Annotated in this window: 19 protein-coding genes and 1 pseudogene; 8 read left to right on the forward strand and 12 right to left on the reverse strand. The window is 72.0% G+C overall.

Annotation, left to right across the window (positions count from 1 at the left end):
- The first annotated feature begins 56 nt into the window (after positions 1–56).
- The 3 genes from OG842_RS34070 (at position 57) to OG842_RS34080 (ending at position 5,173) form a co-directional block, all read left to right on the forward strand.
- Entirely contained in the window at positions 57–683 is a 627-nt protein-coding gene (locus OG842_RS34070; protein WP_266735389.1) for a YigZ family protein, read from the forward strand.
- A gap of 162 nt (positions 684–845) precedes the next feature.
- Complete coding sequence (locus OG842_RS34075) at positions 846–2,012, forward strand: exonuclease SbcCD subunit D (protein ID WP_266735388.1); 1,167 nt, start codon at positions 846–848, stop codon at positions 2,010–2,012.
- A complete protein-coding gene (locus tag OG842_RS34080) occupies positions 2,009–5,173 on the forward strand; it encodes an AAA family ATPase (protein WP_266735387.1) in 3,165 nt (1,054 codons plus the stop codon). The genes OG842_RS34075 and OG842_RS34080 overlap by 4 nt, the downstream gene beginning before the upstream one ends.
- Here OG842_RS34080 and OG842_RS34085 read toward each other — a convergent pair.
- Positions 5,163–5,609: an Lrp/AsnC family transcriptional regulator gene (locus OG842_RS34085; RefSeq protein ID WP_266735386.1), complete on the reverse strand. Its 447-nt coding sequence runs from the start codon at positions 5,607–5,609 to the stop codon at positions 5,163–5,165. The two genes, OG842_RS34080 and OG842_RS34085, sit on opposite strands and share 11 nt — an antisense overlap.
- 94 nt (positions 5,610–5,703) lie before the next feature.
- On the opposite strand from OG842_RS34085, the gene OG842_RS34090 reads away from it, so the two are divergent.
- Positions 5,704–6,192 carry a rhodanese-like domain-containing protein gene (locus OG842_RS34090; protein ID WP_266735384.1) on the forward strand — a complete coding sequence of 163 codons (489 nt, stop codon included), beginning with the start codon at positions 5,704–5,706 and terminating at the stop codon, positions 6,190–6,192.
- Between the two features lie 144 nt (positions 6,193–6,336).
- On the opposite strand, the gene OG842_RS34095 is transcribed toward OG842_RS34090, so the two are convergent.
- Positions 6,337–8,022, reverse strand: a complete 1,686-nt coding sequence (locus OG842_RS34095; RefSeq protein ID WP_266735382.1) for a DUF885 domain-containing protein — start codon at positions 8,020–8,022, stop codon at positions 6,337–6,339.
- A gap of 48 nt (positions 8,023–8,070) precedes the next feature.
- Entirely contained in the window at positions 8,071–8,565 is a 495-nt protein-coding gene (locus tag OG842_RS34100; protein ID WP_266735380.1) for an Lrp/AsnC family transcriptional regulator, read from the reverse strand.
- Positions 8,566–8,624: 59 nt separating this feature from the next.
- Here OG842_RS34100 and OG842_RS34105 point away from each other — a divergent pair, with 59 nt between their 5' ends.
- Positions 8,625–9,863, forward strand: coding sequence for a trans-sulfuration enzyme family protein (locus OG842_RS34105; protein ID WP_266735379.1), 1,239 nt, complete (start codon positions 8,625–8,627; stop codon positions 9,861–9,863).
- Positions 9,864–9,920: 57 nt separating this feature from the next.
- Here OG842_RS34105 and OG842_RS34110 read toward each other — a convergent pair whose 3' ends face one another.
- The 5 genes from OG842_RS34110 to pdxR all read right to left on the reverse strand — a co-directional run bounded on the left by OG842_RS34110 (position 9,921) and on the right by pdxR (position 18,766).
- Positions 9,921–11,366 (reverse strand): GNAT family N-acetyltransferase, encoded by a 1,446-nt coding sequence (locus OG842_RS34110; protein WP_266735377.1) that lies wholly within the window; start codon positions 11,364–11,366, stop codon positions 9,921–9,923.
- Between the two features lie 136 nt (positions 11,367–11,502).
- On the reverse strand, positions 11,503–14,160 hold the full coding sequence (locus OG842_RS34115) for a DUF7824 domain-containing protein (protein ID WP_266735376.1): 2,658 nt from the start codon (positions 14,158–14,160) through the stop codon (positions 11,503–11,505).
- Entirely contained in the window at positions 14,157–15,527 is a 1,371-nt protein-coding gene (locus tag OG842_RS34120; protein WP_266735375.1) for an SWIM zinc finger family protein, read from the reverse strand. Before OG842_RS34120 ends, OG842_RS34115 begins: the two co-directional genes overlap by 4 nt.
- Before the next feature lie 73 nt (positions 15,528–15,600).
- Complete coding sequence (locus tag OG842_RS34125) at positions 15,601–17,181, reverse strand: alkaline phosphatase D family protein (protein ID WP_266735373.1); 1,581 nt, start codon at positions 17,179–17,181, stop codon at positions 15,601–15,603.
- A gap of 91 nt (positions 17,182–17,272) precedes the next feature.
- Positions 17,273–18,766, reverse strand: a complete 1,494-nt coding sequence (gene pdxR / locus OG842_RS34130) for a MocR-like pyridoxine biosynthesis transcription factor PdxR (protein ID WP_266735371.1) — start codon at positions 18,764–18,766, stop codon at positions 17,273–17,275.
- A gap of 47 nt (positions 18,767–18,813) precedes the next feature.
- Here pdxR and OG842_RS34135 point away from each other — a divergent pair.
- Positions 18,814–19,662 (forward strand): annotated as a pseudogene (locus OG842_RS34135) (DMT family transporter); the annotation flags it as partial.
- Between the two features lie 75 nt (positions 19,663–19,737).
- Here OG842_RS34135 and OG842_RS34140 read toward each other — a convergent pair.
- Positions 19,738–20,568 (reverse strand): alpha/beta fold hydrolase, encoded by an 831-nt coding sequence (locus OG842_RS34140; RefSeq protein ID WP_266735370.1) that lies wholly within the window; start codon positions 20,566–20,568, stop codon positions 19,738–19,740.
- A 154-nt stretch (positions 20,569–20,722) separates the two neighbouring features.
- Here OG842_RS34140 and sigJ point away from each other — a divergent pair, with 154 nt between their 5' ends.
- Together sigJ and OG842_RS34150 are read left to right on the forward strand one after the other, a co-directional pair.
- Positions 20,723–21,616 (forward strand): RNA polymerase sigma factor SigJ, encoded by an 894-nt coding sequence (gene sigJ, locus OG842_RS34145; protein WP_266735369.1) that lies wholly within the window; start codon positions 20,723–20,725, stop codon positions 21,614–21,616.
- Between the two features lie 261 nt (positions 21,617–21,877).
- The gene (locus OG842_RS34150; protein ID WP_266735368.1) at positions 21,878–22,645 is read left to right on the forward strand and encodes a GntR family transcriptional regulator; all 768 of its coding nucleotides are present in this window, start codon (positions 21,878–21,880) and stop codon (positions 22,643–22,645) included.
- Between the two features lie 65 nt (positions 22,646–22,710).
- Here the strand turns inward: OG842_RS34150 and OG842_RS34155 are convergent, their stop codons facing one another.
- The 3 genes from OG842_RS34155 to OG842_RS34165 all read right to left on the reverse strand — a co-directional run bounded on the left by OG842_RS34155 (position 22,711) and on the right by OG842_RS34165 (position 25,977).
- A complete protein-coding gene (locus OG842_RS34155) occupies positions 22,711–23,868 on the reverse strand; it encodes an ROK family protein (protein WP_266735366.1) in 1,158 nt (385 codons plus the stop codon).
- Between the two features lie 100 nt (positions 23,869–23,968).
- The gene (locus OG842_RS34160; RefSeq protein WP_266735364.1) at positions 23,969–24,619 is read right to left on the reverse strand and encodes a response regulator; all 651 of its coding nucleotides are present in this window, start codon (positions 24,617–24,619) and stop codon (positions 23,969–23,971) included.
- Positions 24,620–24,783: 164 nt separating this feature from the next.
- Positions 24,784–25,977: a sensor histidine kinase gene (locus tag OG842_RS34165; RefSeq protein WP_266735363.1), complete on the reverse strand. Its 1,194-nt coding sequence runs from the start codon at positions 25,975–25,977 to the stop codon at positions 24,784–24,786.
- Positions 25,978–26,053: the final 76 nt, after the last annotated feature.

Below are 26,053 nucleotides of genomic sequence, written 5' to 3' on the forward strand. Positions count from 1 at the left end.
TCCGCACAACGGACGGCGGCCCCGGACCATTCCCGTGCGGGGCATAGGGTGGCCGGATGCAGGAGCAGTACCGGACAGTCGCCCGAGCGGGCGTGCACGAGACCGAGATCAACCGGTCGCGCTTCATCTGCGCGCTCGCGCCCGCCGCCACCGAGCAGGAGGCGCAGGACTTCGTCGCACGCATCCGCAAGGAACACCCGACCGCGACCCACAACTGCTTCGCCTATGTGATCGGCGCCGACGCCTCCGTGCAGAAGGCCAGCGACGACGGGGAGCCCGGAGGCACCGCGGGCGTACCGATGCTCCAGATGCTGACACGCCGTGAGATGCGCTACGTCGTCGCTGTCGTCACCCGCTACTACGGCGGTGTCAAGCTCGGCGCCGGCGGACTGATCAGGGCCTACGGGGGAGTGGTCGGCGAAGCTCTCGACGAACTCGGCACCATCACCCGCCGGCGGTTCCGCCTCGCCACGATCACGATCGGCCACCAACGGGCGGGCAAGCTGGAGAACGACCTCCGCGCCACCGGCCGCACCGTGCGCGAGGTCCGCTACGCGGAGGCCGTCATCATCGAGATCGGGCTCCCGGACGCCGACGTCGAGTCCTTCCGCGGCTGGCTGGCCGATGTGACGGCGGGCGAGGCCGGACTGGAGCTCGGCGGCGAGGCGTACGGGGACGACTGACCGGGTCCCGCGCCCCCACAGGACCTTCCCCGCTCGGACCCGGCTTGCGGGGCGACGGCCCGGACGGGGCCGACGGTGATGCGAGACTGGGGTGGGCGGGACGAGAGGGACTCAGCGGCCCCGGGGGCGGAGGAAGAGAACGATGCAGGTCGGAGCCGGCTCTTGAGAATTCTGCACACGTCCGACTGGCACCTGGGGCGCTCGTTCCACCGGGTCTCCCTGCTCGAAGCCCAGGCCGCCTACCTGGACCACCTGGTGGCGACGGTGCGCGAGCACGAGGTGGACGTGGTCCTCGTCGCAGGTGATGTCTACGACAGGGCCGTACCGCCACTGGCCGCCGTCGAGCTCTTCGACGACGCGCTGCACCGGCTCGCCGCCGCCGGCGTGCCCACCGTGATGATCTCCGGCAACCACGACTCGGCACGCAGGCTGGGCGTGGGCGCGGGTCTGATCGGACGGGCCGGGATCCACCTGCGGACCGACCCGGCCGGCTGCGCCACCCCCGTGGTCCTGCCGGACGCGCACGGCGACGTGGCGTTCTACGGGCTGCCCTACCTGGAACCGGCCCTGGTGAAGGACGTCCTCAAGGCGGAGCGCGCCGGGCACGAAGCGGTGCTGACCGCGGCCATGGAACGGGTACGCACAGACCTGGCCGAGCGCCCGGACGGCACCCGCTCCGTCGTGCTCGCCCACGCCTTCGTCGCGGGCGGTGAGCCCAGCGACAGCGAGCGCGACATCACCGTCGGCGGGGTGGCCGCCGTGCCCGCCGGGGTCTTCGACGGCGTCGACTACGTGGCGCTCGGCCATCTGCACGGCTGCCAGACCGTCACCGAACGCGTCCGCTACTCGGGCTCGCCGCTCGCGTACTCCTTCTCCGAGGCCACCCACCGCAAGACCATGTGGCTGATCGACCTCGACGCCTCGGGCACGATCACCGCCGAACGTCTCGACTGCCCGGTGCCCCGCCCGCTCGCCCGGCTCCGCGGCCGTCTCGACGACCTCATCGACGACCCCGCGCTGGAGAAGCACCGGGAGTCCTGGGTCGAGGCCACCCTCACCGACCCGGCGCGCCCGGCCGAGCCGATGGCCCGGCTCGTGGAGCGGTTCCCGCACACACTCAGCCTCGTGTTCGAACCGGACCGGGCCCCCGACGACCCGCTCGCCTCGTACGCCCAGCGCCTCAAGGGGCGCGACGACCAGCAGATCGCCGAGGACTTCGTGGCACATGTGCGGGGCGGCTCCGCTGCCGACGAACAGGAACGAACGGTGCTGCGCGGTGCCTTCGACCACGTTCGGGTGGACGACGGCGTGCGCGAGGTGAACCGTTGAGACTCCACCGGCTCGATCTCACCGCCTTCGGCCCGTTCGGCACCACCCAGTCCATCGACTTCGACGCACTCTCGTCGGCCGGTCTCTTCCTGCTGCACGGGCCGACCGGCGCCGGGAAGACCTCCGTGCTCGACGCGGTCTGCTACGCCCTCTACGGCGCGGTGCCCGGCGCCCGTCAGAGCCCCGGCACCTCCCTGCGCAGCGACCACGCCCCGGCGGATCTCGCCACCGAGGTCGCACTGGAACTGACCGTCGGCGGCCGCCGCCTGGAGATCACCCGGAGCCCCGCACAGCCCCGCCCCAAGAAGAAGGGCAGCGGCTTCACCACGGAGAAGGCCCAGAGCCGGCTGCGGGAGTACGACCCCGACGACGGATGGCGGCCGCTCAGCCGCTCGCACCAGGAGATCGGCGAGGAGATCACCCAGCTCATCGGAATGAGCCGGGAGCAGTTCTGCCAAGTGGTGCTCCTGCCGCAGGGCGACTTCGCGCGCTTCCTGCGCGCCGATGCCGAGGCACGCGGCAGACTCCTCGGCAGGCTCTTCGACACCCGCCGGTTCGCCGCCGTCGAAGACCGCCTCGCCGAACTGCGCCGCACCGCCGAGACCAAGGTCAGGGCCGGGGACGAACGTGTCCTCGCGGTCGCCCAGCGGCTCGCCCAGGCCGCCGGACCCGCCGGACGCGAGGCGCCGCTGCCCGACATCCAGCCCGGCGAACCAGGGCTCGCCGAAGGGGTACTGGAGTGGGCGGCGACGGCCCGCAGCGGCGCCCGCGAACGGCTCGACATCGCCGCCTGCGCCCTGGCCGCGGCCGAGGAACGGCAGTCGGCCGCCCGACAGGCCCTCGACGGCGAACGCGAACTCGCCGCACTCCAGCAGCGGTACGAGGAGACCCGGCGCCGCGCCGCCGTGCTCGAAGACCGCCGCGCCGACCGCGACCGCCACCACGAACGACTCGCACGGGCCCGCAAGGCGGACCTCGTCGCACCGGCACTGGATCTGCGCGACGATGCCGAGCGCGCCTACCGGATGGCCTGCCAGGCCCGTGACCGCGCCCGCGCGGTGCTGCCCGGCACCCTGGCCGAGGCCGGTGCCGAACAGCTCGCGGAGCTGGAGCGACGGCTGCGGCAGGAGCTCGGCGGGCTCGAAGCCGCGAAGCGGGCCGAGCTGCGCAGCGCGCAGATCGACACCGAGCGCGCCGGACTGGAGCGCCAGGCCAGGGCCGACGACGAGCTGATCCGCGACACGGAGGTCTGGCTGGCCGGCTGGGAGTCCACCCGCGACGGACTGCGCGCCCGCATCGAGGCGGCCCAGGAGGCCGCCACCCGCGCCGAACAGCTGGCGGGCCGGCTGGAGCCCGCCCGCGCCCGGCTGGATGCGGCCCGCCGCCGCGACGCGCTCGCCGGCCGGGTGTCCGCCGCCGCCGAGCGGCTGGCCACCGCCCGCGAGCACGCCGCCGGAGCCCACGAAACGTGGCTGGAGCTGCGCGAACGCCGACTGCGGGACATCGCGGCGGAGCTGGCGGCCGGGCTGGTGGACGGCGAGGACTGCAAGGTCTGCGGCTCGGCCGACCACCCCAACCCGGCCCGCGCGGCCGACGGACATGTCGACCGGGCCACCGAGGAGCGGGCGCTCGACGCCTACCGCCGGGCCGACGAGGCACGTACGCGCGCGGACCGGGAGCTCGGCGTAGTACGCGAGCAGCACGCCGCCGCCCGCGTGGCCGCACTGCCGTCGGTGCCCCAGCAGAGGGACGGGGCCGATGCCGCCGACCCCGCCGTGTCGGCACGCGTGACCGGGAGCGCCGCCGTCGGTTCGGCCGGGCCGTCACCGACCGCCGGGACCGGTCCGGTAGCCGCGGGCCCGGCCGGCACCGCACCCGACGCCGAGCCCACCGTGGCCGAACTCGGCGCACTCGTCGACCGGTTGACCGGCATGCACGCCGAGGCGTACCGCACCGCGGCGGGCATGCACGCCGTGCGCGAGGCCCTCGCGGCCGCCGAGCGGGAACAGGCCGAACGCCTCGAAGCCCGGCAGCTCGCCGAACGCCGGGCCGCGGCCCGCACCTCCTTGCGCGAAGGACTGGACCGCGAACACGCCGTACTGGAAGCCGAGTTGGCGACCGCTCGCGGCGATCTGGGCAGCGTGGCCGAGCACGCCGCGCTGCTGGAGCGCCGCGTCGCGCTGCTCGCCGCGGCCGCCGAGGCGGTACGTGCGGAGGAGGCCGCCGCACAGCACCGCAAGGAGGCCGACGACCGGCTCGCGGACGCCGCGTTCCGGGCCGGTTTCGACACCCCGCAGGCCGCGGCCGAGACCCTCCTCCCCGATGCCGAACAGCGCGAACTCCAACGGCTCGTCGACGCCTGGCAGTCCGAGGCGGCGGCGGTGGCCGACCGGCTGGCCGAGACGGAGACCCGGGCCGCCGCCGAGCACCCGCCGGCCGCGGTGGACGCCGCGCAGGCCGCGTACGACACGGCCGAACGGCTGCTGCGGGACGCCTCGGCCGCACTGGCGGCCGCGCGCGAGCGCTGCGCCGAACTCGGCCGGCTCTCCCGCCGCACCGCGGACGAGGTGCGCGGACTGGGCCCGCTGCGCGAGGAGTACGACCGGGTGGCACGGCTGGCCGGACTCACCGCGGGCACCTCCGCGGACAACGAACGCAAGATGCGGCTGGAGTCGTACGTGCTCGCAGCCCGGCTCGAACAGGTTGCCGCCGCCGCCACCGCACGGCTCCAGCGCATGTCCTCCGGCCGCTACACACTCGTCCACTCCGACGCCCGCACCGGAGGCCGCAGAGCGGGCCTCGGACTGCATGTCGTCGACGCCTGGACCGGCCGCGAGCGCGACACGGCGACGCTCTCGGGCGGCGAGACGTTCTTCGCCTCGCTCGCCCTCGCGCTCGGCCTCGCCGATGTGGTCACCGACGAGGCGGGCGGGGTACGGCTGGACACCCTCTTCATCGACGAGGGCTTCGGAAGCCTGGACGACCAGACCCTCGACGAGGTGCTCGACGTACTCGACTCGCTGCGCGAGCGGGACCGCAGCGTCGGCATCGTCAGCCATGTCGCCGATCTGCGCCGCCGCATCCCCGCCCAGCTCGAAGTGGTGAAGGAACGGCACGGATCGGCGGTCCGGCACCGCACCTCCGGCGAGGTCAGCGGCTGATGGCGCGGCGGGGGAGCGGCGAGGAGTAGGCGACGCTCGTGGTCACCGAACCGAGCGCGCCGATCCTGCCCGCGACCTCCTCCAGGTGACTCATCGAGCGGGCGGTGACCTTCAGTACGAAGCAGTCGTCACCGGTGACATGGTGGGCCTCCACGATCTCCGGAGTCGTTTCGAGCAGATCGTGGAACGGCTTGTAGTGCCCGTTGGGGTAGCGCAGCCGTACGAGGGCGAGAATCGGCAGCCCGAGCCGCTCCGGGTCGACCACGGCGGCGTAACCGCTGATCACCCCGGCCTCCTCCAGTCTGCGCACCCGCTCGGTCACCGCGCTCGGGGACATCGACACCGCGCGCGCCAGCTCGGCGAACGACGCGCGCCCCTCGCGTTGCAGGACATCGAGGATGCGCCAGTCGGTGGCATCCGGGGAATAGTCGGTCATGGGCAGGAGACAACAGGGAAATCCCCGGCAGGGCAAGCATTGTGCCGGGGATCTCATCTTCCGGGAGCGGATCACCGGCCATAGATTTCTGGACATGACCTCGCAGCCCACCGCCACCGCGGCCCACCCCGTCCTGCACGTCCCGCCCGTCTCCCCGGCGGCGGCCGTCGCCTACTTCGGCGCCTCGCTCGCCTTCCACGCGGATGTCTCCGATGTCGCCGCCGCGCTCGCGGCCGACGGCGATCCGGGCTTCGTGCTCCTGGACTCGCGCTCCACCGATTCCTGGAACCAGGGACACATCCCCGGCGCGGTGCACCTGCCGACCCCGCTCATTGCCGAGCAGGCCCACCAGCTGCTCGACCCGGCGGTCCCCGTGGTCACGTACTGCTGGGGCCCCGGCTGCAACGGCGCGACGCGTGCCGCGCTGGCCCTCGCCGAACTCGGCTACCGGGTCAAGGAGATGCTCGGCGGCTTCGAGTACTGGGTGCGTGAGGGCTTCGAGTCCGAGACCTGGGAGGGGCGGGAGCGTCGGGACGCGGACCCGCTCACCGCACCGGTCGACTCCGAGGTCTGCGGCTGCTGACCGGTCCGGTCGTCCTGAGTGTCCCGACCGGTCCGGCCGGTCCGGTCGTCCTGACTGTCCCGGCCGGTCCGGCCGTTCGGGCTGCGGAGGTGCTCGGCGGCCGGGCCCGGGGAGTGAACCGGGCCCGGCCGCCGGGCCACCGTGTCAGAGCTTGGAGAGCTCGTCGACGAGATCGTCGAGACCGAGCGGCCCTTGCGACAGGGCGGCCATGTGCCAGGCCTTGGCGTCGAACGCGTCGCCGTGGGCCTTGCGGGCGTTCTCCCGGCCCAGCAGCCAGGCGCGCTCGCCCAGCTTGTAACCGATGGCCTGTCCCGGCATCGAGAGATAGCGGGTCAGCTCGCTCTCCACGAAGTCGGCCGGACGGCCGCTGTGATTGCCGAAGAACTCCTGAGCCAGGTCGGGCGTCCACCGCTCGCCGGGGTGGAACGGGGAGTCCGCCGGGATCTCCAATTCCGCGTGCATGCCGATGTCCACGATCACCCGGCAGGCGCGCATCATCTGCGCGTCGAGATAGCCGAGGCGGCGCTCAGCGTCGGGCAGGAAGCCCAACTCGTCCATGAGGCGCTCCGCGTACAGGGCCCAGCCCTCGCAGTTGGCGCTGACCCCGCCGATCGACGCCTGGTAGCGGGAGAGGCTGTCGGCGACATGCGTCCACTGCGCGATCTGGAGGTGATGGCCGGGCACACCCTCGTGGTACCAGGTGGACACCAGGTCGTACACCGGGAAGCGGGTCTCGCCCATCGTGGGCAGCCAAGTGCGGCCCGGACGCGAGAAGTCCTCGGAGGGCCCCGTGTAGTACGGGGCGGCGGCGCCGCCGGGCGGGGCGATGCGGGACTCCACCTTCCGTACGCGTTCGGCGAGTTCGAAATGCGTTCCGTCGAGCGCCTCGATCGCCTCGTCCATCAGAGCCTGCAGCCAGGCCTGGACCTCGTCGACCCCCTCGATGTGCTTGCCGTGCACATCGAGATGGGCCAGCGCCTCCCAGGGGCCGGCGCCGGGCAGCACCTTCTCGGCCTCGGTCTTCATCTCGGCGAGCAGCCGGTGGTACTCGGACCAGCCGTACGCGTACGCCTCGTCCAGGTCCAGGTCGGTGCCGTTGAAGTAACGCGACCAGCGCGCGTACCGCTCGCGGCCCACCGTGTCCGGAGCGCCCTCGACCGCGGGGGCGTACACATCGCGCATCCAGTCGCGCAGCGCCACGACCGACTCGGTGGCCTGCCGGGCACCGTCGTCCAGATCGGCACGGAGCGACGCGGGTCCGGGGGCCACGAAGTCCTGGAAGAAGCCCGAACCGCCCTCACCCGCCCACTCGTCGAGCTGGCCGATGAAGGTGGCGGTGGCGCGCGGGCCGCCGTGGAGCTTGCGCTCCAGACCGAGCGCCAGCGACTCGCGGTAGCCCTCGAACGCGGCGGGCACCGCGCGCAGCCGGTCCACTACCGCCGCCCAGTCCTCGTCGGTCTCGGTCGGCGTCACGGTGAACACGTCGCGGACGCTGTGCGCCGGGGAGTGGAGATTGGAGACCGAGCGCAGCCCCTCTTCGGCTTCGTGGACGGCGAGTTCCGCCATGAGGCGCTCGCGCAGCAGCCGGCCGCAGCGGCGCTCGGAGTCGCTGTCTGCGCCGGGCAGCTGTTCGGCGGCATCGAGCTTCACCAGGGTGGTACGGGCCAGCTCGGCAATACCCTCCTGACCTGCGGGGGAGAAGTCGGGAAGGCGGCGCGAGCTCTCCGCGACACCGAGGTAGGTGCCGGCGATCGGGTCGAGTTCGATGAATGCGTCGACGTAGGCGTCGGCGACCTGACGGGGCAGCGCGCTGCTGGAAGTGTCTGACATGCGGACATCCTCGTACGCCGGAGGCCTCCGCGTCATCATTATTCGGTCTCAGGGCCCCGGCTCCGCCGATTCTGCGGGCGGGAGCAGCGGCCCGCACTCCCACTGCTGGAATATCAGCCGGGTCTCGACCCGGGCCACTTCGCGGCGCGAGGTGAATTCGTCCAGCACCAGACGTTGCAGATCGGCCGTGTCCGTGACCGCGACATGGACCAGATAGTCGTCCGGTCCGGTCAGGTGGAAGAGCGCACGGGACTCCGGCAACGTCCTGATGCGTTCGACGAACGGACCGATGAGCTCTCTGCGGTGCGGCCGCACCTGTACGGAGAGCAGCGCCTCCAGACCCCGGCCGAGCCTCGCCGGGTCCAGACGCAGCTGGTGGCCGAGAATCACGCCGGAGCGGCGCAGCCTGGTCACCCGGTCCAGGCAGGTCGAGGGCGCGACCCCGACCTCGGCGGCCAACTCGCGGTAGGTGGTCCGGGCATCGTTCTGCAGCAGTCGCAGAATGTGCAGGTCCACCGGGTCAAGAGCGACAGAATCGGCCATCTGCCGAACGTAGCACGGGGGATGACCTCACCATCCCGGGCGTTGTTCAGAGTGGTGGCATGGACACCGAATACTCGATGGCGCCCCCGACGGCAACCCGGTCCAGGGCGCTCGCCACCGATGCCGTGCACGCCGGCCGCGACGACCTCGCGGCCCTCGGACTGCACGCTCCGCCGATCGACCTGTCCACCACCTACCCCTCCTACGACTCCAGGGGCGAGGCGGAGCGGATCGACACGTTCGCCGCCACCGGTGCGAGGCTCGAAGGACCGCCGGTCTACGCACGGCTGGACAACCCGACGACCGCCCGGTTCGAGACCGCGCTCGCCCGGCTCGAAGGGACCGAGAGCGCCGTCTCGTTCGCCAGCGGAATGGCGGCACTCACCGCTGTGCTGCTGGTCCGCGCGAGCATGGGACTGCGCCATGTGGTCGCCGTCCGGCCGCTCTACGGCTGCAGCGATCACCTGCTCGGCGCCGGGCTGCTGGGCACGGAGGTGACCTGGACCGACCCGGCGGGCATCGCCGACGCGATCCGCCCGGACACCGGTCTTGTGATGGTCGAGACCCCCGCCAACCCGACGCTCAAAGAGGTCGATATCCGCGCGATCGCGCACTCCTGCGGCTCGGTGCCGCTGCTCGTCGACAACACCTTCGCCACCCCGGTCCTGCAACGGCCCGTCGAGCACGGCGCCCGGATCGTGCTGCACAGCGCCACCAAGTACCTGGGCGGGCACGGCGATGTGATGGGCGGGGTCGTCGCCTGCGACGAGGAGTTCGCGGCCCGGCTGCGGCAGGTGCGTTTCGCCACCGGCGGGGTGCTGCATCCGATGGCCGGATATCTGCTGCTGCGCGGCCTGGCCACGCTCCCGGTACGGGTACGGGCGGCGTCCGCGAGCGCCGCCGAACTGTCCCGCAGGCTGACCGCCGATCCGCGCGTCGCCAGGGTCCACTACCCGAAGCTGGGCGGTGCGATGGTCTCGTTCGAGGTGTACGGGGATCCGCACCGGGTGATCTCGGCCGTGCGGCTCATCACGCCCGCGGTGAGCCTGGGCAGCGTGGACACCCTGATCCAGCATCCGGCCTCCATCAGCCACCGCATCGTGGATGAGGGGGACCGGCAGGCCGCCGGTGTCGGGGACCGGCTGCTGCGCATGTCGGTCGGCCTGGAGGACGTCGAGGACCTGTGGGCCGATCTGTGCCAGGCGCTGAGCTCGCAGGACGCCGGACGTGAGCCCTCCGCTTCCGGGGCTTCTGCGGTCGGGGCCTCCGTGCCCGGGCCGTCTGCGGTCGGGTCGTGAGCGGCCGGGGTCTCCGTGCCAGGGGCTTCGGTGGTCGGGGCCTGAGCTGCCGAGGAGTCAGCGACCGGCCTGCTCGTACGGGGGCAGCGAGCGGACCGGTGTCGCGTCCAGCCGGGCGGTGATGACCAGGGTGCCCTCCTCGATCTGGTAGTCCAGCGGCAGCGACAGCGCGCGCATGGCCGCGACCATGCCGGTGTTGGATGACTGGGTGACGGCATAGACGCTGTCGCAGCCCGCCTCGACGGCGAGCGCCACCAGGCGGCTCAGGAGCTCGGAGCCGATGCCGCGGCGCTGCCAGTCGTCCTCGACGAGGAGGGCCACTTCGGTCTCGTCGCCGTCCCAGAGGAGGTGGCCGAGCGCCACCAGGCTGCCCGAGGTCGTCTGCACGGCCAGGGTGCGGCCGAAGCGGGGACTGAGCAAGTGGTCCAGGTAGCGGTCGGCGTCGTGGACCGGCCCGTGGTAGCGCAGTCGCAGCGTCTGCTCGGAGCAGCGGTCGTGCATCGCACGTGCTGCCGAGAGGTCACCGCGGTCCGCGCGGCGCACGGTGATGTCGCTGCCCTCGGGCAGGGTGAGCACATGCTCGCTGCGCGGGACGCGGGGGCCGAGCCGGGCATCGAGCTCGACCAGGGCACGGGCGCGGGCGAACTCGGTCGGCGTGAACGGAAGATAGGGCCGTTCGATGGTGATCGCACCCCCGGACGGGTCGCGCAGCCGCATCACCGTCTCCTCCAGCACTCCTTCGACGGGTGCGGTCTCACCGGTCGCCCGGCCGGTGACCGAGACGGCGGGCAGCGAGTGGATGGTGCAGCGGCCGAGCAGCTGCCGCAGCGCGAGGGGGAGCTCGGCCGCGTCCAGCGCGGTGCGGGTGGCGAGGCCCAGCACGCGCGTAGGGGCGTCGACCAGATCGTGTGTGTCGGCCCGCTCGATCCAGGTCGAACTGCCCCCGGCGGCGGAGATCGCCCGGCTCAGCTGCTGAGCCTGGAGCGGGGCGGGTGCCCGCAGCAGGAACTCGTCGACCGTGCCCCGGGCCAGCGGGTGCGTCTGCAGAGTGAGGATGTCGACCCGGTGCCGGGCGAGGGCACCGCACAGCGCTGCCAGGCAGCCGGGGGTGTCCCGCACCGTGGTCCGCATCCGCCACAGTGCCGTCTCCTCGGGGGACGGCGCCGGTCCCGTGCCGGTGGGTGTGTCCACCGGCACGGTCGTGGCGACGTCGGTGCCGTGGCCCGGGACCGTGCTGCCGCCGTCCCCCTCGGCGGGGAGGCCGGTACCGGCCGGCGGCGGGGCGTGGCTGTGGCGCCGGGCCCACCAGGTGTGGAAAGCGGCCGTCACGGCCAGAGCCACGGCCGAGGCGATCAGCAGATACGGTCCGTCGGGCTGGTGTCCGATCAGGTTCGCGATGGCGTCGGCCACTGCGACCGCGGTGAACAGCGCGGCGAGCTCGGTCACGTCCCGTCGCCAGTGGTGGGAGCGGTGGACGGTCTTCGCGGATGTCACATCAGTCATGGCTTCACTCTGGCTCAGTGTTGTTGCCTGACCACGAACACTCTGTGACTGATGGGTTAAGTGTGGATCTAGTCCCTTATCGCCCACTTTCGTTGTATTGGTGGACTGTGATGCGGCCCGTTTCGGTGCTGGGCTGTCACGCCCGATCCGAGTCCTGCTCCCAGGCGGCCTTCAGCCGGACCGCTTGACGTACCAACTGCGATGATCCGCCGCGCGCGGCCGTTTCGGCGAGCCCGGGTATCGGCTCCCCGCCACCCTCCGCACCGCAGTGCTCCACGCATTCGGCGGCCACGGAGAGCAGGTCGCCCAGTCCGCGAGGCGCCTTCTCCTGCGCCAGCAGCCCCGGCAGGGCGCCGGTCAGTGCGGACAGCACCGTCCGGTACGCGCCGGTGGCGGCTGCGGTACGGGCGGAATCCGCGAGGCGGCTGGGCTTGATCAGACCGTTTCCGAGGAGGTCCGCCAACTGCTTGCCGAGCAGCGCTGCGTCGAGCTGCTGCCGGGTGGCGAGCATCAGCAGGGCGTCCACCGCCGAGAGCCGGTCCTCCGGATGGCGTGCCCCCAGCGCATACGCCACCATCAGGTGGACGGCCTCGCCCGCGGGCGCGTCGAGTTCGGTGAGCAGTACGAGCGGCCCGAGGGTGTCCCGTATCTCCTCGATCACACCGGTCGCGATGTTCGGCAGCAGCCAGGCGGCCAGTGTCTCGGCGTCCTCGGGCAGGGTGGCGGTCCACTGGTTCGGGTGGTCGTCCCAGTGGTAGCAGTGGCGATGCGCCGGAACCTGCGGCCGGCCCAGCCAGTGGAAGGAACGAGGGAACTCCTCCTGGATGAACGGGCGTTCCTGGCTGGCCATCAGGGCGCGGGACGACCGTACGACCGTCTGTCCCTCCCGGCCCCTCTTCTCCAGATCGAAGCGGTGCACCCGCGCGAGTGGCTCGTCGGCCCGCAGCCATGCGGCCAGCCGGTCGCCTTCAGGGGTGCCGAGCAGTGCCGCCGCCTCCGCGGCCCCGTGCTGATCTCCGCGTCGCACCCGCAGCAGGGCCTGGGCGAAGTCGGCCTCGCCGGGCCGCACCCCGAGCCGCTGATAGTCGCTCAGCCGCTCGACCAGCACCGCCGGGTCGAGCGAGCCGGTGTGCCAGGTGGGGACGGCCAGCAGGAACGGAGTGGAGCCGCTCAGCACCGCGTCGGCCGCCTCCCACAGCCGGGCCCTCAGGATCCCGTTCAGCGCGGCGTGGACGCAGGTCCCGGTGCCGGTCCAGGAAGCGCGCTCCTCCTGCACGGCCCGTGCCGACACCCGTCCGAGCAGCGTGGCCACGACGAGCCTGATCTCCGCGTCCGAGCGAAGCTGCCGCTCGGTCTGCGACGGCGGTTCGTTCTCGAGCCACCACTCACCCGCCAGCGCGTCACGCAATGCGTCCGTCAACGCCGACCGGTCGCTGTGGGCATGGCGGACCAGCCCGTCCAGGGCCCACTCGAAGGTGGTGACGTCCGGCGTCGCCGATCTGATCAGCGTCACCACCTCCTCGACCAGTTCGGGCAGCGTCGCAGGTGCCGGACCGAGGGGCTGCGGGTCCGGAACCGGGGGCAGCAGCTCCTCGTACTCCTGCCTGCCGGGCGTCCCGGCCGCCGGGCCGCCGAACACCTCGGCCACCATCGTGCGGTGCGCCGGCCCCAGCAGCGCAGCCGACAGGGCGAGTTCTTCCCGTACCGGGGTCCCGGCGGCGGGCAGATACCGGGCCACGAGCTTGAGAGCCCGCTCCTGGATGTCGATGTCCTCGTGCTCGAAAGCACCCGCGACGACGGGCAGCAATTCGTCGGCCGCCGACGGATCGCGACGCAACACCTTGCCGAGCAGCACGAGCTGGGACCGCACCAGCTTCTTCTCGGTGCGGAACAGCACCGATGCCGAGACGTCCGCCAGGGCCCGCACGGTGAGCTCACCGCGTCCGTCCAGCCGGGTGAGCACCCCCTGGGCGTGGCCCGCCACGGTGGAGGCGCCGTCGGCGGCCATCCCGATCCAGTCCGCGAGCCGCTCGGTCTCCTCCTGCTCGGTCAGTTCGAGCTCGCGCAGGAGACCAAGGAAGAAGCGCAGTTCGCTGAGCTTTCCGCCACGCAACAGCCGGGTCACACAACCGTCGACGAGTACCGGCCGCTCCAGCAGGCCCTCCTTCGGGAGAGCGGCCAACGTGGTGGCCCACTGACAGGGATCGTTCGCATCGTCGGGCCAGAGCATCTGCGACGGCAGCTCCGGCACCTCGAAGATCCGCGGCAGGAGGGCAGGCGCGTACGGATCGCTGCGGAGCACCTCGACGAGTGGCCGCTTCTTGCGCCGATGCCACTGCGCCATCGAGATCGCCTCGGCCCAGCCCAGCACGAAACCATCCGTCGAGGGCACGGGGCACCGCGCCTTCTTCACCAGCCCGGAGATCAGCTCGTACATGGTCTGCGCGGTCGCGGGCCGGGCCGCCAGCCGATGCGCGACGTCACCTAGCCACTCCGGGTCACGGTCCGCCAAGGCCGCGAGGACCAGTGGGAAGGGCTGGCGGTTCCAGCCGGCCAGATCCCGTCCGCCGATCCAGGAGGCGCATCCTGCGGCGCCGGTGTGGCAGCCCGCACCGGCCACCAGCAGGGCCCTGCGGACCCGGTCCTGCTTGTCCCAGTTCCAGCTGCGCACCTCCTTCCGGAGCGCCTTCAGCTCGGCCAGCGCCGCTCTGCGTTCCGCCCTGTCCATCCCGGCCAGCACTTCCGGCACGTCGTGCGCGCGCAATTCCCGTACTGCGGTGAGAAGCTCCTTCATCGCACACCCCCGGCGACCGGAGCGCCGCGACGGACCATACGGACGGCCAGGGCGTGCTTGCACGGGCCCCGCCGTCCTCGGTAGTCCGCCCACCACTGGCAGGTGCAGCTCAGCATTCCGTCCTTCTCCCTCACCTGATAGCGGCGTTCTCCCGAGGTCACGGCCGCCACGTCCTGGTCGAGCACGACGGCACCCGAGCAGGCCAGCTGCCGGGCCGCCACCAAGCGCGGATTGTGCCGCTCGGCCCGGTCGGCGTCATAGGGCAGCTCGCGGTGGAAGTAGGCCGCGTCCGCGAGGTCGTAGCCGACCCGGCCCGCCGTCCCCAGCCGGGTGAGCGCGGCCCGTACCCGCTCCACCGTGAGACCCGACTCCTCCGCCAGGTCGGCGGTGTCGATCCGGGGCTCCCAGGCCAGCAGCACGGACACCAACTCGGCGTCGGCCGCCGCGTCATCGGTGGCCAGCGCGTCGAGCACACCGCCCTCGCCCGAGAAACCGCGCGAGGCATCGGGCGAGAGCGTCAGCGTGAGACGCATGCCCGGCAGTACGACCTCCCAGGCACTCGCGGTCGCCGCCCCGTCGGTGACCGGCCCGTACACCCGGAGCGACGTGGCATGACGCAGCACCCGCTGCAACGCCACCAACCGCTCCGGTCCCGGCAGGCACACCGCCCCGGCCACCGGCCGGGTCGTCGGCCGAAGCGTCTTCCCGGCGGGAACCACCCACCGGGCGCCCCGCGAGGCGTTCCCCGAACGCGGCAGCGAACGGAGGAACCGGACGGCCTCGGCGGCCGGCAGCTCGGCCCGCAGATCGAAACCGGCCGACACCACCTGGGCCTCGGCGAAACCGCGCAGCCACCGGTCGGGCAGCGGCACCTTCTTCTCCACGACCGGGCCGTCCAGCGTGGTGACGGCCATCTCGTCCGGACCCACCCGCAGATGCAGCGGATCGTCACCCGCTATCCGCGAAAGCGCCTCCCGCAGCGGATTGTTGACATCCACATTCGTCGTCCCGTGCCCCGTCCGCGTACCGTCCAGACCGTCCTGCAGCACATCCAGGCGTGCGTACACCCCGCAGCAGCCGGAGAACGACTCGAAGCGCAGCCGGTCGCCGTTGCCCGTCACCACCGGGTCGAGCGACGCGGGCAGGGTGCGCTGGTAGTAGCGCGTGGAGGCCACGTCCGCCACCGCGAGCAGGCCCCGGGCGGCGATCCCCGGCGAGGTGAGGAAACCGGAGAAGAACCGGGGATGGGACTCGGCACCCCGCGGTGTGAGGCCACCGGAGGTCTCCAGCCCGAGGAGCTGCCCCGACTGCGAGGGCTCCAGGGCGGACGGGCGTGCGTAGGCCAATGCCTGAACGGATCGGGTCATGGAAAAACCGTAGATCCCACCACTGACAATCGGCCCCCGGCCAACGCCCGGGGGCCGGTCGCCGGGCGTTGGTTCACTGACCGACGCGCCCCGGCTGCAGTACCTTGCTGAACAGTACGGAGCCGCCCTGCGCGCGCAGCCGCACGGTCAACTCGCCGCTGTCGCCGTCGATGTCGACCTCCCCGAAATACTGCGGCGACTCCATCGGCGACACGTTCGCCCGGTCCGGCGCCCGCACGAAGACCCGGTCGGGACCGAACGTCGCGTCGAGCGCGTTCGCCTGGAACTGACCTGCGGCCAGCGGCCCCGACACGAACTCCCAGAACGGCGCGAAGTCCTTGAACACCGCACGCTCGGGCTCGTAGTGCTGCGCCGACGTGTAGTGCACATCCGCGGTCAGCCACAACGTGCCCGTGATCCGGCGGTGCTTGATGTACCGCAGCAGTTCCGCGATCTGCAGCTCACGGCCGAGCGGGGCCCCGGGATCGCCCTGCGCGACCGCCTCGAAGTCCGTCGCGCCGTCGGTGACCACCAGTCCCAGCGGCATGTCCGCCGCGATCACCTTCCACACCGCGCGGGACCGGGAGAGCTCGTGCTTGAGCCACCGCAGCTGCTCGGCACCGAGGATGCCCGTCGTGTCGTCGGGCTGCCGGCCGGGGGAGTTGGCGTTGCGGAAGGACCGCATGTCGAGCACGAACACATCGAGCAGCGGACCGTGGCGCACCACGCGGTGCATCCGGCCCTCCCCGGACGCGGAGTGCAGCGTGGACACCGGGAAGTACTCGCGAAACGCCCGCATCGAACGGGCCGCCAGCACATCCACGTTCTTCTCGGTGTACCGGGCGTCGTCGAGGATCTGCCCCGGATACCAGTTGTTGCGCACCTCGTGGTCGTCCCACTGAACGATCGACGGGACCTGTGCGTTGAACTCACGGAGGTTGTGATCGAGCAGGTTGTAACGGAAGTTCCCGCGGTACTCGGCGAGGGTCTCGGCGACCTTCGCCTTCTCCTCGGTGGTGACATTGCGCCAGACCCGCCCGTCGGGCAGCGTCACGCTCGGCTCGATCACTCCGTCCGCGTAGATGTTGTCACCGCTGCACAGGAAGAAGTCCGGATCGAGGCGGCGCATCTCGTCGTACACCGCGTAGCCGCCGATGTCCGGGTTGATGCCCCAGCCCTGTCCCGCGATGTCGCCCGACCACAGGAAGCGCACCCCGTCGCGGCGCCGGGCGGGGGCCGTCCGGAAGGTCCCGTGCACCGGCTCCCCGGTACGGCGCGGGTCGTGGGGATCGGCGAGCGTCACCCGGTAGTGCACCTGCTCGCCCGGCGGCAGCCCGTACAGCGGAGTCGTCCCGGTGAAGTCGGTGCCGGAACCGACGAGCGGACCGTGCCAGGTGCGGGCCCGCCGGAACGACTCCGTCGCCGATGTCTCCACGATCATCCGGGCCGGCCGGTCCGACCGCACCCAGACCAGCGCGGACGACGAGGTCACATCGCCCACCTGCACACCCCATGCCGCGCGCGGCCGGCCGGACAACGCGAAGGCGGGGGAAGCCGCGCCCACAGCGGGGAGCGCGAGAGCGGCCGACGCGGCGAGCGAACCGCGCAGCACACTGCGGCGGGCAGGGGACGGAAAACGCGGAGCGTACGACATCGAGGCGCCTCCGGGGCGTGGTCGGCGGGACGAACGGGTGACCGGTCGATCGACTCCACCCTTGTTCCCGTCGGCGGCGCGCACACCAACCTCAGATGAACACCCGGCCACGGCCCCCGCCGGTGGCCGGTCCTCCCGCGTCCCGTTGCGCCGCCGCCAGCAGACGTACGCCCCGCTCGATGTCGGTCGGCGCCAGATGGGCGTAACCGAGCACCAGGCGCACCGCCCCGTCCTCGCCCGGCACGGTGCCGCAGGCACCCAGCGGCCGCAGGGCGACCCCGGCATCGGCCGCGCGCGCCATGAACACCGGCTCCGGGCCGTACCGCTCGGGCAGCGCGGCGATGATGTGGAGACCCGCGGCGATGCCGCTCACCTCGGTTCCGGGGAAGTGCTCCACCAGCATCGACGTGAGGGTGTCGCGACGCTCGCGATAGGCGCGCTGACAGCGGCGCAGCTGCCGGTCGTAGCCGCCCCGGGTGATGAAGTCGGCGAGGACCGCCTGGTCGACGGCCGGATTGCCCAGATCCATCGTGCGCTTGCGGGCGACGATCTCGTCGGTCATGGCCGCCGGTGCGAGCAGCCAGCCCAGCCGGAGCCCGGGAGCCAGCGATTTGCTCACCGAGCCGGTGTACGCGACGTGTTCCGGGTCGAGCCCCTGCAGCGCGCCGACCGGTGCGCGGTCGTAGCGGAAGTCGCCGTCGTAGTCGTCCTCCACGATCAGCGCGTCCGTGGCGCGCGCCCACTCCAGAAGCCGGCCGCGACGGGCGGCGGAGTAGGCGATACCGGTGGGGAACTGGTGCGCCGGCGTGGTGACCACGGCGCGCACTCCCGAGCGCACGAGGGGCGCGGTCACCAGCCCCTCGTCGTCGAGCGGCAGACCGATGGTGGTGATGCCCGCGGACGCGAACAACGCGGAGTGTTCGGGGCTCCCGGGATCCTCGACACCGACGGTCCGCACTCCGCGCCCGTGCAGTACGAACCCCAGCAGAGTCGTCGCCTGCGCCACGCCGGAGCACACCACCAGGCGCTCCGGATCCGCGACCACCCCACGGCGCCTGGTCAGCAGGGCGGCCAGGGCGTCCCGCAGACCGGGCAGCCCGCGTGGATCGGGATAGCCGAGCGCGCCGTGCGGCAGCCGGCCGAGCACCGAGCGGTGGGCGGCGGCCCAGGCACTGCGCGGGAACAGTGAAAGATCGGGCGTTCCGGGCCGGAAGTCCACGCTCACGTCCGCGGCACGCGGAGCGAGATCCCGCGCCCCCGCCGCCGGAGCGCGGACCCCTTCGCAGACCCAGGTGCCCGCACCACGCCCGCTGCGCAGATAGCCCTCGGCCGTGAGCTGCTCGTACGCCTCGGTGACCAGCCCCCGCGACACCCGCAGATCGGCGGCGAGCGCACGGCTGGACGGGAGCCTCGTACCCGGAACGAGACGGCCGGAACGCACGGCTTCACGCAGGGCCGACTGCAGGGCACGACCGCGCCGGCGGGCCGGCTCCGCGGCGGCCGGAAGCAGCAGCTCCCAGGCGGCGGTGGCGGACTCCCCGTCCCGAGAGCGCTCCGACCGCGAATTGGTCTCCGAAGACATCATGAAAGTGGACCTTAAACCGGACCGCCCGGCTGCCTAGCGTCGATTCCATGAACGTCAGCTCTCTGCGCGGGGCGCTCCTCGCCGCCTTCGCCTGCATCCTCGTGGGTGCTTCCTTCACCGCCAACAGTGTCCTGGGCGAGTATCCGTACGCGGGCGGCCAGGCGCTGCGCTACGGCCTCGCGGCGCTCCTGCTCGTACTCCTCCTGGCCCGGGACGAGCGGTCCCGGCCGACTGCCGTGCTGCGCACCCTCACCCGGCGCCAGTGGGGACGGCTCGCGCTGCTGGCAGCCATCGGCATGGTCGGCTTCAACCTCGCCGTGCTCGGCGCGGAACGATCTGCGGAGCCCGCCGTTCCAGGGGTGTTCGTGGGCTGTGCCCCAATCTTTGTAGCCGTACTCGCGCCACTCATGGACCGCCGCCGGCCCACGCGTACGGTCATGTACGCAGCCGCGCTCGTCGCTGCCGGGGCCTTCGTCGTCCAGGGCTGGGGCCGTACGGACCTGGCCGGCATCCTCTGCTCGGTCGGCGCGCTGGCGGGCGAGGTCGGTTTCGCCGTCCTCGCCGTGCCGGTCCTGCGACCGCTCGGACCGAAGCTGCTGTCCGCCACGGTCTGCTCCATCGCCGCCGCGGAGTCGGTCTGCCTCGGCCTGGTCCTGGACGGCAGCGGTGTGCTGCGGACACCCACCGCGGCGGAGGCGCTCGCGCTGCTGTGGCAGGCAGCCGTGGTCACGGTGATCGGTTTCGTCTGCTGGTACATGGGCATGCAGCGCATCGGCGCCGAGCGCGCCACACTCTTCTCCGGCCTGATCCCCGTCTCCGCCGCGCTGACCGCACCGCTCGTCGGCGCCGGTTCGTACGGCCTCGCACAGGTCGGCGGCAGCTTTCTGGTCGGGCTGGGGGTCGCCCTCGGGTCGGGCGTCCTGTCGCGGAGCGAAGCGGCTCGGCGTACGGTTCCGGCGCCCGGTACGCCGTCAGCGGCTGGTGTCGAGAACGACGCGTGCCACCAGCGCCGGATCGTCGTTCATCGGCACATGACCGCAGCCCGGAAGCCGGACCAGCCGGGCGTCGGGGATGGTGTGCTTGGCCCTGATTCCCTGCCGGCGCAGCAGGATCCGGTCCCGGCTGCCCCAGGCGACGGTCACGGGCAGCCCCGGCACGTCGTCGGTGAACGAGACACTCCCCCCGGCGGCGAGCGTCTGGTGGAAGCCGGTCGCCTCGCGCAGGGCAAGGGTCTCCGCGACGACGGCATCGGGTGAACGGCGGCCGGGCCGGGCGTAGATGGTGCTGGTCAGCGCCGTGCGCCCGGCCGCGCTGCGCGAGAGCCGCTCGATCAGCGGGACCGGCATCGACAACGCGGCCCGCCGCATGGCCCGCAACGTCCCGAACGCGTAGCGGCGTTCGCCCTCGGTCCAGAAACCGGCGGGGGACAGCGCCGTCACCGACCGTACGAGCTTCTCCCGGCCGAGCCCCAGCGCCAGCAGACCGCCGAGCGAATTGCCCGCCACATGGGGCCGGTCCAGACCGAGCTCGTCGCAGAAGGCGCCGAGCACCTTCACCACGGTCGGCAGGTCGTACGGCAGCCCCTCGGGCAGCTCCGGCGAGACACCGAAGCCGGGGAGATCCACGGCTATCACGTCCCTTTCCATGGCGAGCACGGACAGCACCGGATCCCAGGCCTGGCGGTGGTGACCGATGCCGTGGAGCAGGAGCAGCGGCTCGCCGGCGCCGGTCCGCTCATACGCCACGGACACCGTCCGGGGCCCTTGCGATGAGTCGACGTTGAACGAGACCGTGGTGGCCATGCTGGTGCTCCCGGGGTGTTCCGGCATGAAGAGGCCATGCCTGAAGGCGACTTGGACGTCTCGTCAATAACAATTACCGTTCAGTAGCCCGCAGTTCAAGAGGGGCTGGTGATTCGCGCTGGACAGGGTGCGGCAGGTCGGCTGGGATGGGGGAGTGACAGCCGACACCGCCACCGATGTCTTCGAGAGCCACCGCCCCGTGCTCACCGGCGTCGCCTACCGCATGCTGGGCCGGATCGCCGATGCCGAGGACGTGGTGCAGGAGGCCTGGCTCCGTTGGTCCTCCGCGTCCCGCGAGGACGTGCGGGAGCCGCGCGCCCTTCTCGTGAGGATCATCACCCGCCTCGCCATCGACCGGCTGCGCCAGGTGCAGTCGAGGCGCGAGGCGTACGTCGGGCCGTGGCTGCCGGAGCCGGTCGTCACCGATTTCGGACCGTCCGTGCCCGACACCGCGGAGCAGGCGGTGCTGGCCGACTCCGTATCGGTCGCCGTGCTGGTCGTCCTGGAGTCCCTGTCGCCGCTGGAGCGGGCCGTTTTCGTGCTGCGCGAGGCGTTCGGCTTCCCGTACGCGGAGATCGCCGCCGCCCTCGACCGGACCGAGGCCGCGGTGCGCCAGCTGGCGGGACGTGCGCGGCGCCATGTGGAGGAGCGCAAACCGCGCTACGACGTCGACCCGGTGCAACGCCGTGACCTCACCGAGCGGTTCCTCGCCGCGGCGGCGGGCGGCGACATCGAGGAACTGCTGGCCCTGCTCGCCCCCGACGCGCGGCTCGTCGGGGACAGCGGCGGAAAGTCCAGGGCGCCGCTGCGGATCATCGAGAGCGCCGACAAGGTCGGCCGCTTCCTCTTCGCCGTCGCCCACGACCAGGCCGAGGCCCTCGACCACCGGTTGCTGGAACTCAACGGTGGGCCCGGCCTGCTGCTGTTCCTGGGCGGAAAGATCGACTCGGTCGTTCAGCTCGACATCGAGGACGGGCTCATCCAGTGCGTATACATCGTGCGGAACCCTGACAAGCTCACCGGCTTCACCGACCTCCCGGAGAAGTAGCCGGCCCCTGGCCGCATGGCCCTTCGTCGCGCCTGTCCGAAGCCCCACGTCCTGCCCGGTCGTGGGGCTCTTTGCTGCGTTCGCCTCACGGCGCCACGAACGTCCTGTGAACGCTCTGCGGCAGAGACCCGTTTCCCTGCGTGACCGACCGAGGATTGGTCTTGACCAAGGGTGTGTACCGTCCTATGGTCTCAACGTTAAGACAGGAACCTTTAATAAATAACGTCGCGGAATAGCCGCTGGGTGATTGCGGAGGACAGGGTGGGGACGACGCAGCTGGAATCGGTACAGGAGCCGAAGTACTGGCACCTCAAGACCGTGCTCAGTGAGGCACTCGACTCGGACTTTGCGGTGGGGGAGATCCTGCCCAACGAGCGCGAGCTCGCCGCCCGGTTCGGAGTCGCCCGAGCCACGCTCCGGCAGGCTCTGGAACAGCTCGAACTCGAAGGAAGGCTGCAGCGTCGCCGCGGCGTCGGGACCACCGTCGCGCCGCCGCGAGTCGGAGTCGCCGTCTCCACGGCACAGCGGGACTGGTCCGGCGGAGGTCCGGCCGAGGCCTGGCAGCCGGTGGACTGCTCCACCGCGGTCGCCCCGTCGTCGGTGGCGGCCGTGCTCGACGTGGAAGCCGACGCGCCGATACACATCGTGCGCCGGATCCGGGTGACCAACGGGCAGACCGTCGCGGCGGAGTTCCTGTACGTCCCGTCGCCGTCCGTGCCCGAACTCTCCGCGATCGACGCTCCGTCCGGGCCTGCCCGGGCCCGCCGTGTCCTGCGCGAGCTGCACCGTCTCGGCCTCGACGGCCAGGACCGGTCGGTGGAGCTGGGCTCGGCGCGTGTGGACGACGCCAAGGAGCTCGACCGGCTGCCCGGCGCCCCCGTGCTCGTCGTCACCACCCGCTACCTCGCGGCGGGCGGTACTGCCGCGCTCTCCGTCGCCACGTACCGGGCCGACACCTGCCGGCTCACCTTCGGTGACTCGGGAGACCTGGAGATCAGCCACCACGACCAGGAGCGCCGGGCCTCCTGACCGGGGCCGGCTCCACCGGTCCACGTCGGCAGGCACCGTCCGCCGGTATGCGCGGCCCGTCGCAGTCAGCGGCGGGCCGTCACCGTTCCCTCCACCGCGAAGAGCTGCTCCTCCACGTGGTCGAGCGCCAGCCGTAGCGCGCCGGTGGCCACCGCGGCCTCACCGAGCAGCGACAGCGTGACCCGTGGCGGCCGGAGGCAGTAGCGGGCCAGCTCGCTGCGGAGTGGATCGAGCACATCGTCCAGCCCGGTGGCCCAGCCGCCCACCACCACGAGCTCGGGGTCCAGCGCCAGCGCCAGCGCCGCCACATCGTGCACCAGACGCTGAATGAAGCGTTCGACCGCGGCCTGGGCCCGGGCATCGCCGCGCCGGGCTTCCGCGAACACATCGGCGACCGCGGGCTCGTCCAACGGATCCAGCGGGGTGTCCGTCGTGGACAGAAGCCGCTCCGGAGTCACTTCGCGGCCGAGCAGGTGCAGCGCGCCGATCTCGCCCGCCGCACCGCCGAACCCGCGGTGCAGCCGTCCACCGATCAGCGAACCGGCACCCGGGCTCAGCCCCGCCAGGACGAACACGATGTCGTCGGACTCGGTGGCCGCGCCCTTCCAGTGCTCCGCGACCGCCGCGGCATTGGCGTCGTTCTCCACCAGGACCGGGCAGCGGAAGGAGCGCCTCAGCCGCTCGCCCAGCGCGAGACCCGTCCAGCCGGGCAGGGCGGTGCCCAGCCGGACCGTCCCGTCGGCCTCCACGATGCCGGGGCTGCCGACCCCGACCGCGCGCAGACTGCTCCTGGCCACGCCCGTCCGCCGCAGGAGGTCGGCCACCACGGCCCTGACCTTGTCGAGCCGGTCATCGGCGCCGGCGGTCTCCGACACCTCGCGGGCGCCCGCGCCGATGATCCGGCCGTCCAGCCCCGACAGCAGCGCGGAGACGCGGTGCGGGCCGATCTCGATGCCGAGCAGATGCCCGGCCTCGGCACGGAACCGGAACCGGCGGGCCGGCCGCCCCTGGCGCCGGGTCTCGCCCCCGTCGGGCCCCGACTCGACGACCAGCCCGGCCTCGAAGAGCCCCTCCATGACACCTTCGACCGTCGGACGGGACAGTCCGGTGATCCGGGTCAGGTCCGTCAGGGTCGGGGAGTCGGCACCTCGCAGGGCATGCAGTACCACCGCGGAATTGATGCGTCGCAACAGCGACGGATCCCCACCGGTCAGCCGGCCCACGGTGTGTCCTCCCAGCTCTAGCGCATGTCAGGCGGATGGTACTCGCTGCCCAGGTGCGGGGCGACCGTGGGCCGCGAGGCGGTTCCCGGGAGCCGGGAATTCAGCCCGGGGCGACGAACCCGGATTCATATGCCGCGATCACCGCCTGGGTACGGTCCCTCGCGCCCAACTTGGCCAGTACAGCACTGACATGGGTCTTCACCGTTTCGACGCCGACCACGAGCTTGGCAGCGATCTCCGCGTTCGACAGGCCACGGGCCATCAGCCGCAGGACCACGGACTCCCGCTCGGTCAGCGCTGCCCGGTCCATGACCGCGCGCGCCTTGCTCGTCCCGTACTCGGCGGCGAGCTGCCGGACCGCCGCCGGGAAGAGCAGCGACTCGCCTTCGGCGACCAGACGCACCGCATGCACGATCTCGGCGGGCCGGGCACGTTTGAGGAGGAAGCCGTCCGCACCGGCACGCAACGCCTCATAGACGTACTCGTCGTTCTCGAAGGTGGTCACCACAAGGATCTTCGGCGGATCAGGCACCGTACGCAGCACCACCCGGGTTGCCTCGATCCCGTCCATCAACGGCATCCTGACATCCATGGCCACCACATCGGGGCGCAGCTGATGCAGCAGAGGGATCACGGCGGCGCCGTCGCCCGCCTCGCCCACCACCTCGATATCGGGCTGGGCCTCAAGGACCGCACGCAACCCCGCGCGGACGAGGGGCTCGTCGTCGACCAGAAGTACGCTAACCGGCATTGGGCCACCCTAAGCGCTGTCCCGCACCCCCTGGCGGGCGCACGACGACAGCTGCGGCACCTTGCCGCGTCGCCGGAACACCCGCTCGCACTCGGTGTGCCGACGCCTCCTGTCTCGCGACCTGCCGCATCTGACGCCGCGACGCCGCACTGATGGGCCAAGGGCTAAGGGGCAGCCCTCAGGCCGTCCAACGGGAGCCTGGCACGAACGCGCCACTGCCCTTCGTGCGGACCCGTCTCGGCCTTTCCGCCCAGCAGCGCGGCCCGCTCCCGGATGCCCCGCAGCCCGCTCCCGCCGCCCGGCACAGCTACCGAATCGGCTATCGCGGCATTGAGTGGATTGGTCACCTCCAACTCCAGCCCGCCGTCGGCAAGGGTGATCCGCACGCGGACGGGGACTGTACCCGAATGACGCAGCACATTGGTGAGGGACTCCTGAAGGATGCGATATCCCTCGCGGGAGACCGCGCCCGGAACCTGTTCCAGCGGACCTGACACGTCAGCGTCGATCTTCGCGCCCGAACTGCGCGCGGAGTCCAGGAGCCGGTCCGCTTCCACGAGCGTCGGCCGTTGCCCCGCGGGCGGCCCCGATTCGCGCAGCACCCGCAGCACCCGCTCCAGATCGTCGAGCGCGTCCCGGCCCGTCTCCTCGATCGCGGCAAGGGCCCGTTCGGTGAACTCCGGGTCGTGTGCAGCCCGGGCCGCGCCGGCCTGTACGACCGCGACCGTCAATGCGTGCCCGATCGAGTCGTGCAGCTCACGTGCGATGCGGTTGCGCTCCAGCAGCTGTTCGGTGCGCTCCTCCAGAGCGGTCAGCCGCTGCACGGGCGAGGGGCCGAGAAGCTGCTTGGCGGCCTCGGTGATCAGCCGGCCGCTCAACACGACGACGGCGAGCAGCGGCAGGAGGGGCAGGGGGGAGAGCAGGGCATACCACCAGTGCGGCTCCACCCCGCGGACCAGCCATTGATCGCTCGGGCCGCTGCCGGAGGCGGTGAGGACGAGGTCCATCGCGGTTGCCGACAGCCACACCGTCGCGTACCCCACGGGAACGGCGAGCAGCATTCGTATCTCCAGCCACAGCACGGTTCTCCAGCGGTCGCCCCAAGTGGCGGCCGTGGCCGCGGAGATACTGGCATCAGCCTTGCCTCTTTCCTCCGGTGCGAGCAGAAGTTGTGCCTGTACCCCCTCGGCCAGCCGCATACCGGGCACCAGACCGACCGGTACCGCGACGACCATGGGCGCCCATGGGGAATCCGGCGAGATGAACAACCACACGCTGTAGCCCGCACCCGGGATAAGCAGATGCAGCCACCGGGTGTAGGTGACAGATGCGGCGAGCGGGCGCAGAAGGCGGAACATGCAGCCATCGTGCCAGCCCGCATGCGTGCGGCGGCTCCCCCGCGAGAGGGAGACGATCCCCACGCGCGGGGGAAGC

This window comes from Streptomyces sp. NBC_00376 (genome assembly GCF_036077095.1).
Taxonomy (GTDB): domain Bacteria; phylum Actinomycetota; class Actinomycetes; order Streptomycetales; family Streptomycetaceae; genus Streptomyces.

What these genes read in the sequence shown, in the direction of transcription:
- OG842_RS34070 (WP_266735389.1), top strand. Translation starts at nt 57, where the DNA reads ATGCAGGAGCAGTACCGGACAGTCGCCCGAGCGGGCGTGCACGAGACC.
- OG842_RS34085 (WP_266735386.1), bottom strand. Translation starts at nt 5,609, where the DNA reads ATGACCGACTATTCCCCGGATGCCACCGACTGGCGCATCCTCGATGTC.
- OG842_RS34090 (WP_266735384.1), top strand. Translation starts at nt 5,704, where the DNA reads ATGACCTCGCAGCCCACCGCCACCGCGGCCCACCCCGTCCTGCACGTC.
- OG842_RS34095 (WP_266735382.1), bottom strand. Translation starts at nt 8,022, where the DNA reads ATGTCAGACACTTCCAGCAGCGCGCTGCCCCGTCAGGTCGCCGACGCC.
- OG842_RS34100 (WP_266735380.1), bottom strand. Translation starts at nt 8,565, where the DNA reads ATGGCCGATTCTGTCGCTCTTGACCCGGTGGACCTGCACATTCTGCGA.
- OG842_RS34105 (WP_266735379.1), top strand. Translation starts at nt 8,625, where the DNA reads ATGGACACCGAATACTCGATGGCGCCCCCGACGGCAACCCGGTCCAGG.
- OG842_RS34110 (WP_266735377.1), bottom strand. Translation starts at nt 11,366, where the DNA reads ATGACTGATGTGACATCCGCGAAGACCGTCCACCGCTCCCACCACTGG.
- OG842_RS34115 (WP_266735376.1), bottom strand. Translation starts at nt 14,160, where the DNA reads ATGAAGGAGCTTCTCACCGCAGTACGGGAATTGCGCGCGCACGACGTG.
- OG842_RS34120 (WP_266735375.1), bottom strand. Translation starts at nt 15,527, where the DNA reads ATGACCCGATCCGTTCAGGCATTGGCCTACGCACGCCCGTCCGCCCTG.
- OG842_RS34125 (WP_266735373.1), bottom strand. Translation starts at nt 17,181, where the DNA reads ATGTCGTACGCTCCGCGTTTTCCGTCCCCTGCCCGCCGCAGTGTGCTG.
- pdxR (WP_266735371.1), bottom strand. Translation starts at nt 18,766, where the DNA reads ATGATGTCTTCGGAGACCAATTCGCGGTCGGAGCGCTCTCGGGACGGG.
- OG842_RS34140 (WP_266735370.1), bottom strand. Translation starts at nt 20,568, where the DNA reads ATGGCCACCACGGTCTCGTTCAACGTCGACTCATCGCAAGGGCCCCGG.
- OG842_RS34160 (WP_266735364.1), bottom strand. Translation starts at nt 24,619, where the DNA reads ATGCCGGTTAGCGTACTTCTGGTCGACGACGAGCCCCTCGTCCGCGCG.
- OG842_RS34165 (WP_266735363.1), bottom strand. Translation starts at nt 25,977, where the DNA reads ATGTTCCGCCTTCTGCGCCCGCTCGCCGCATCTGTCACCTACACCCGG.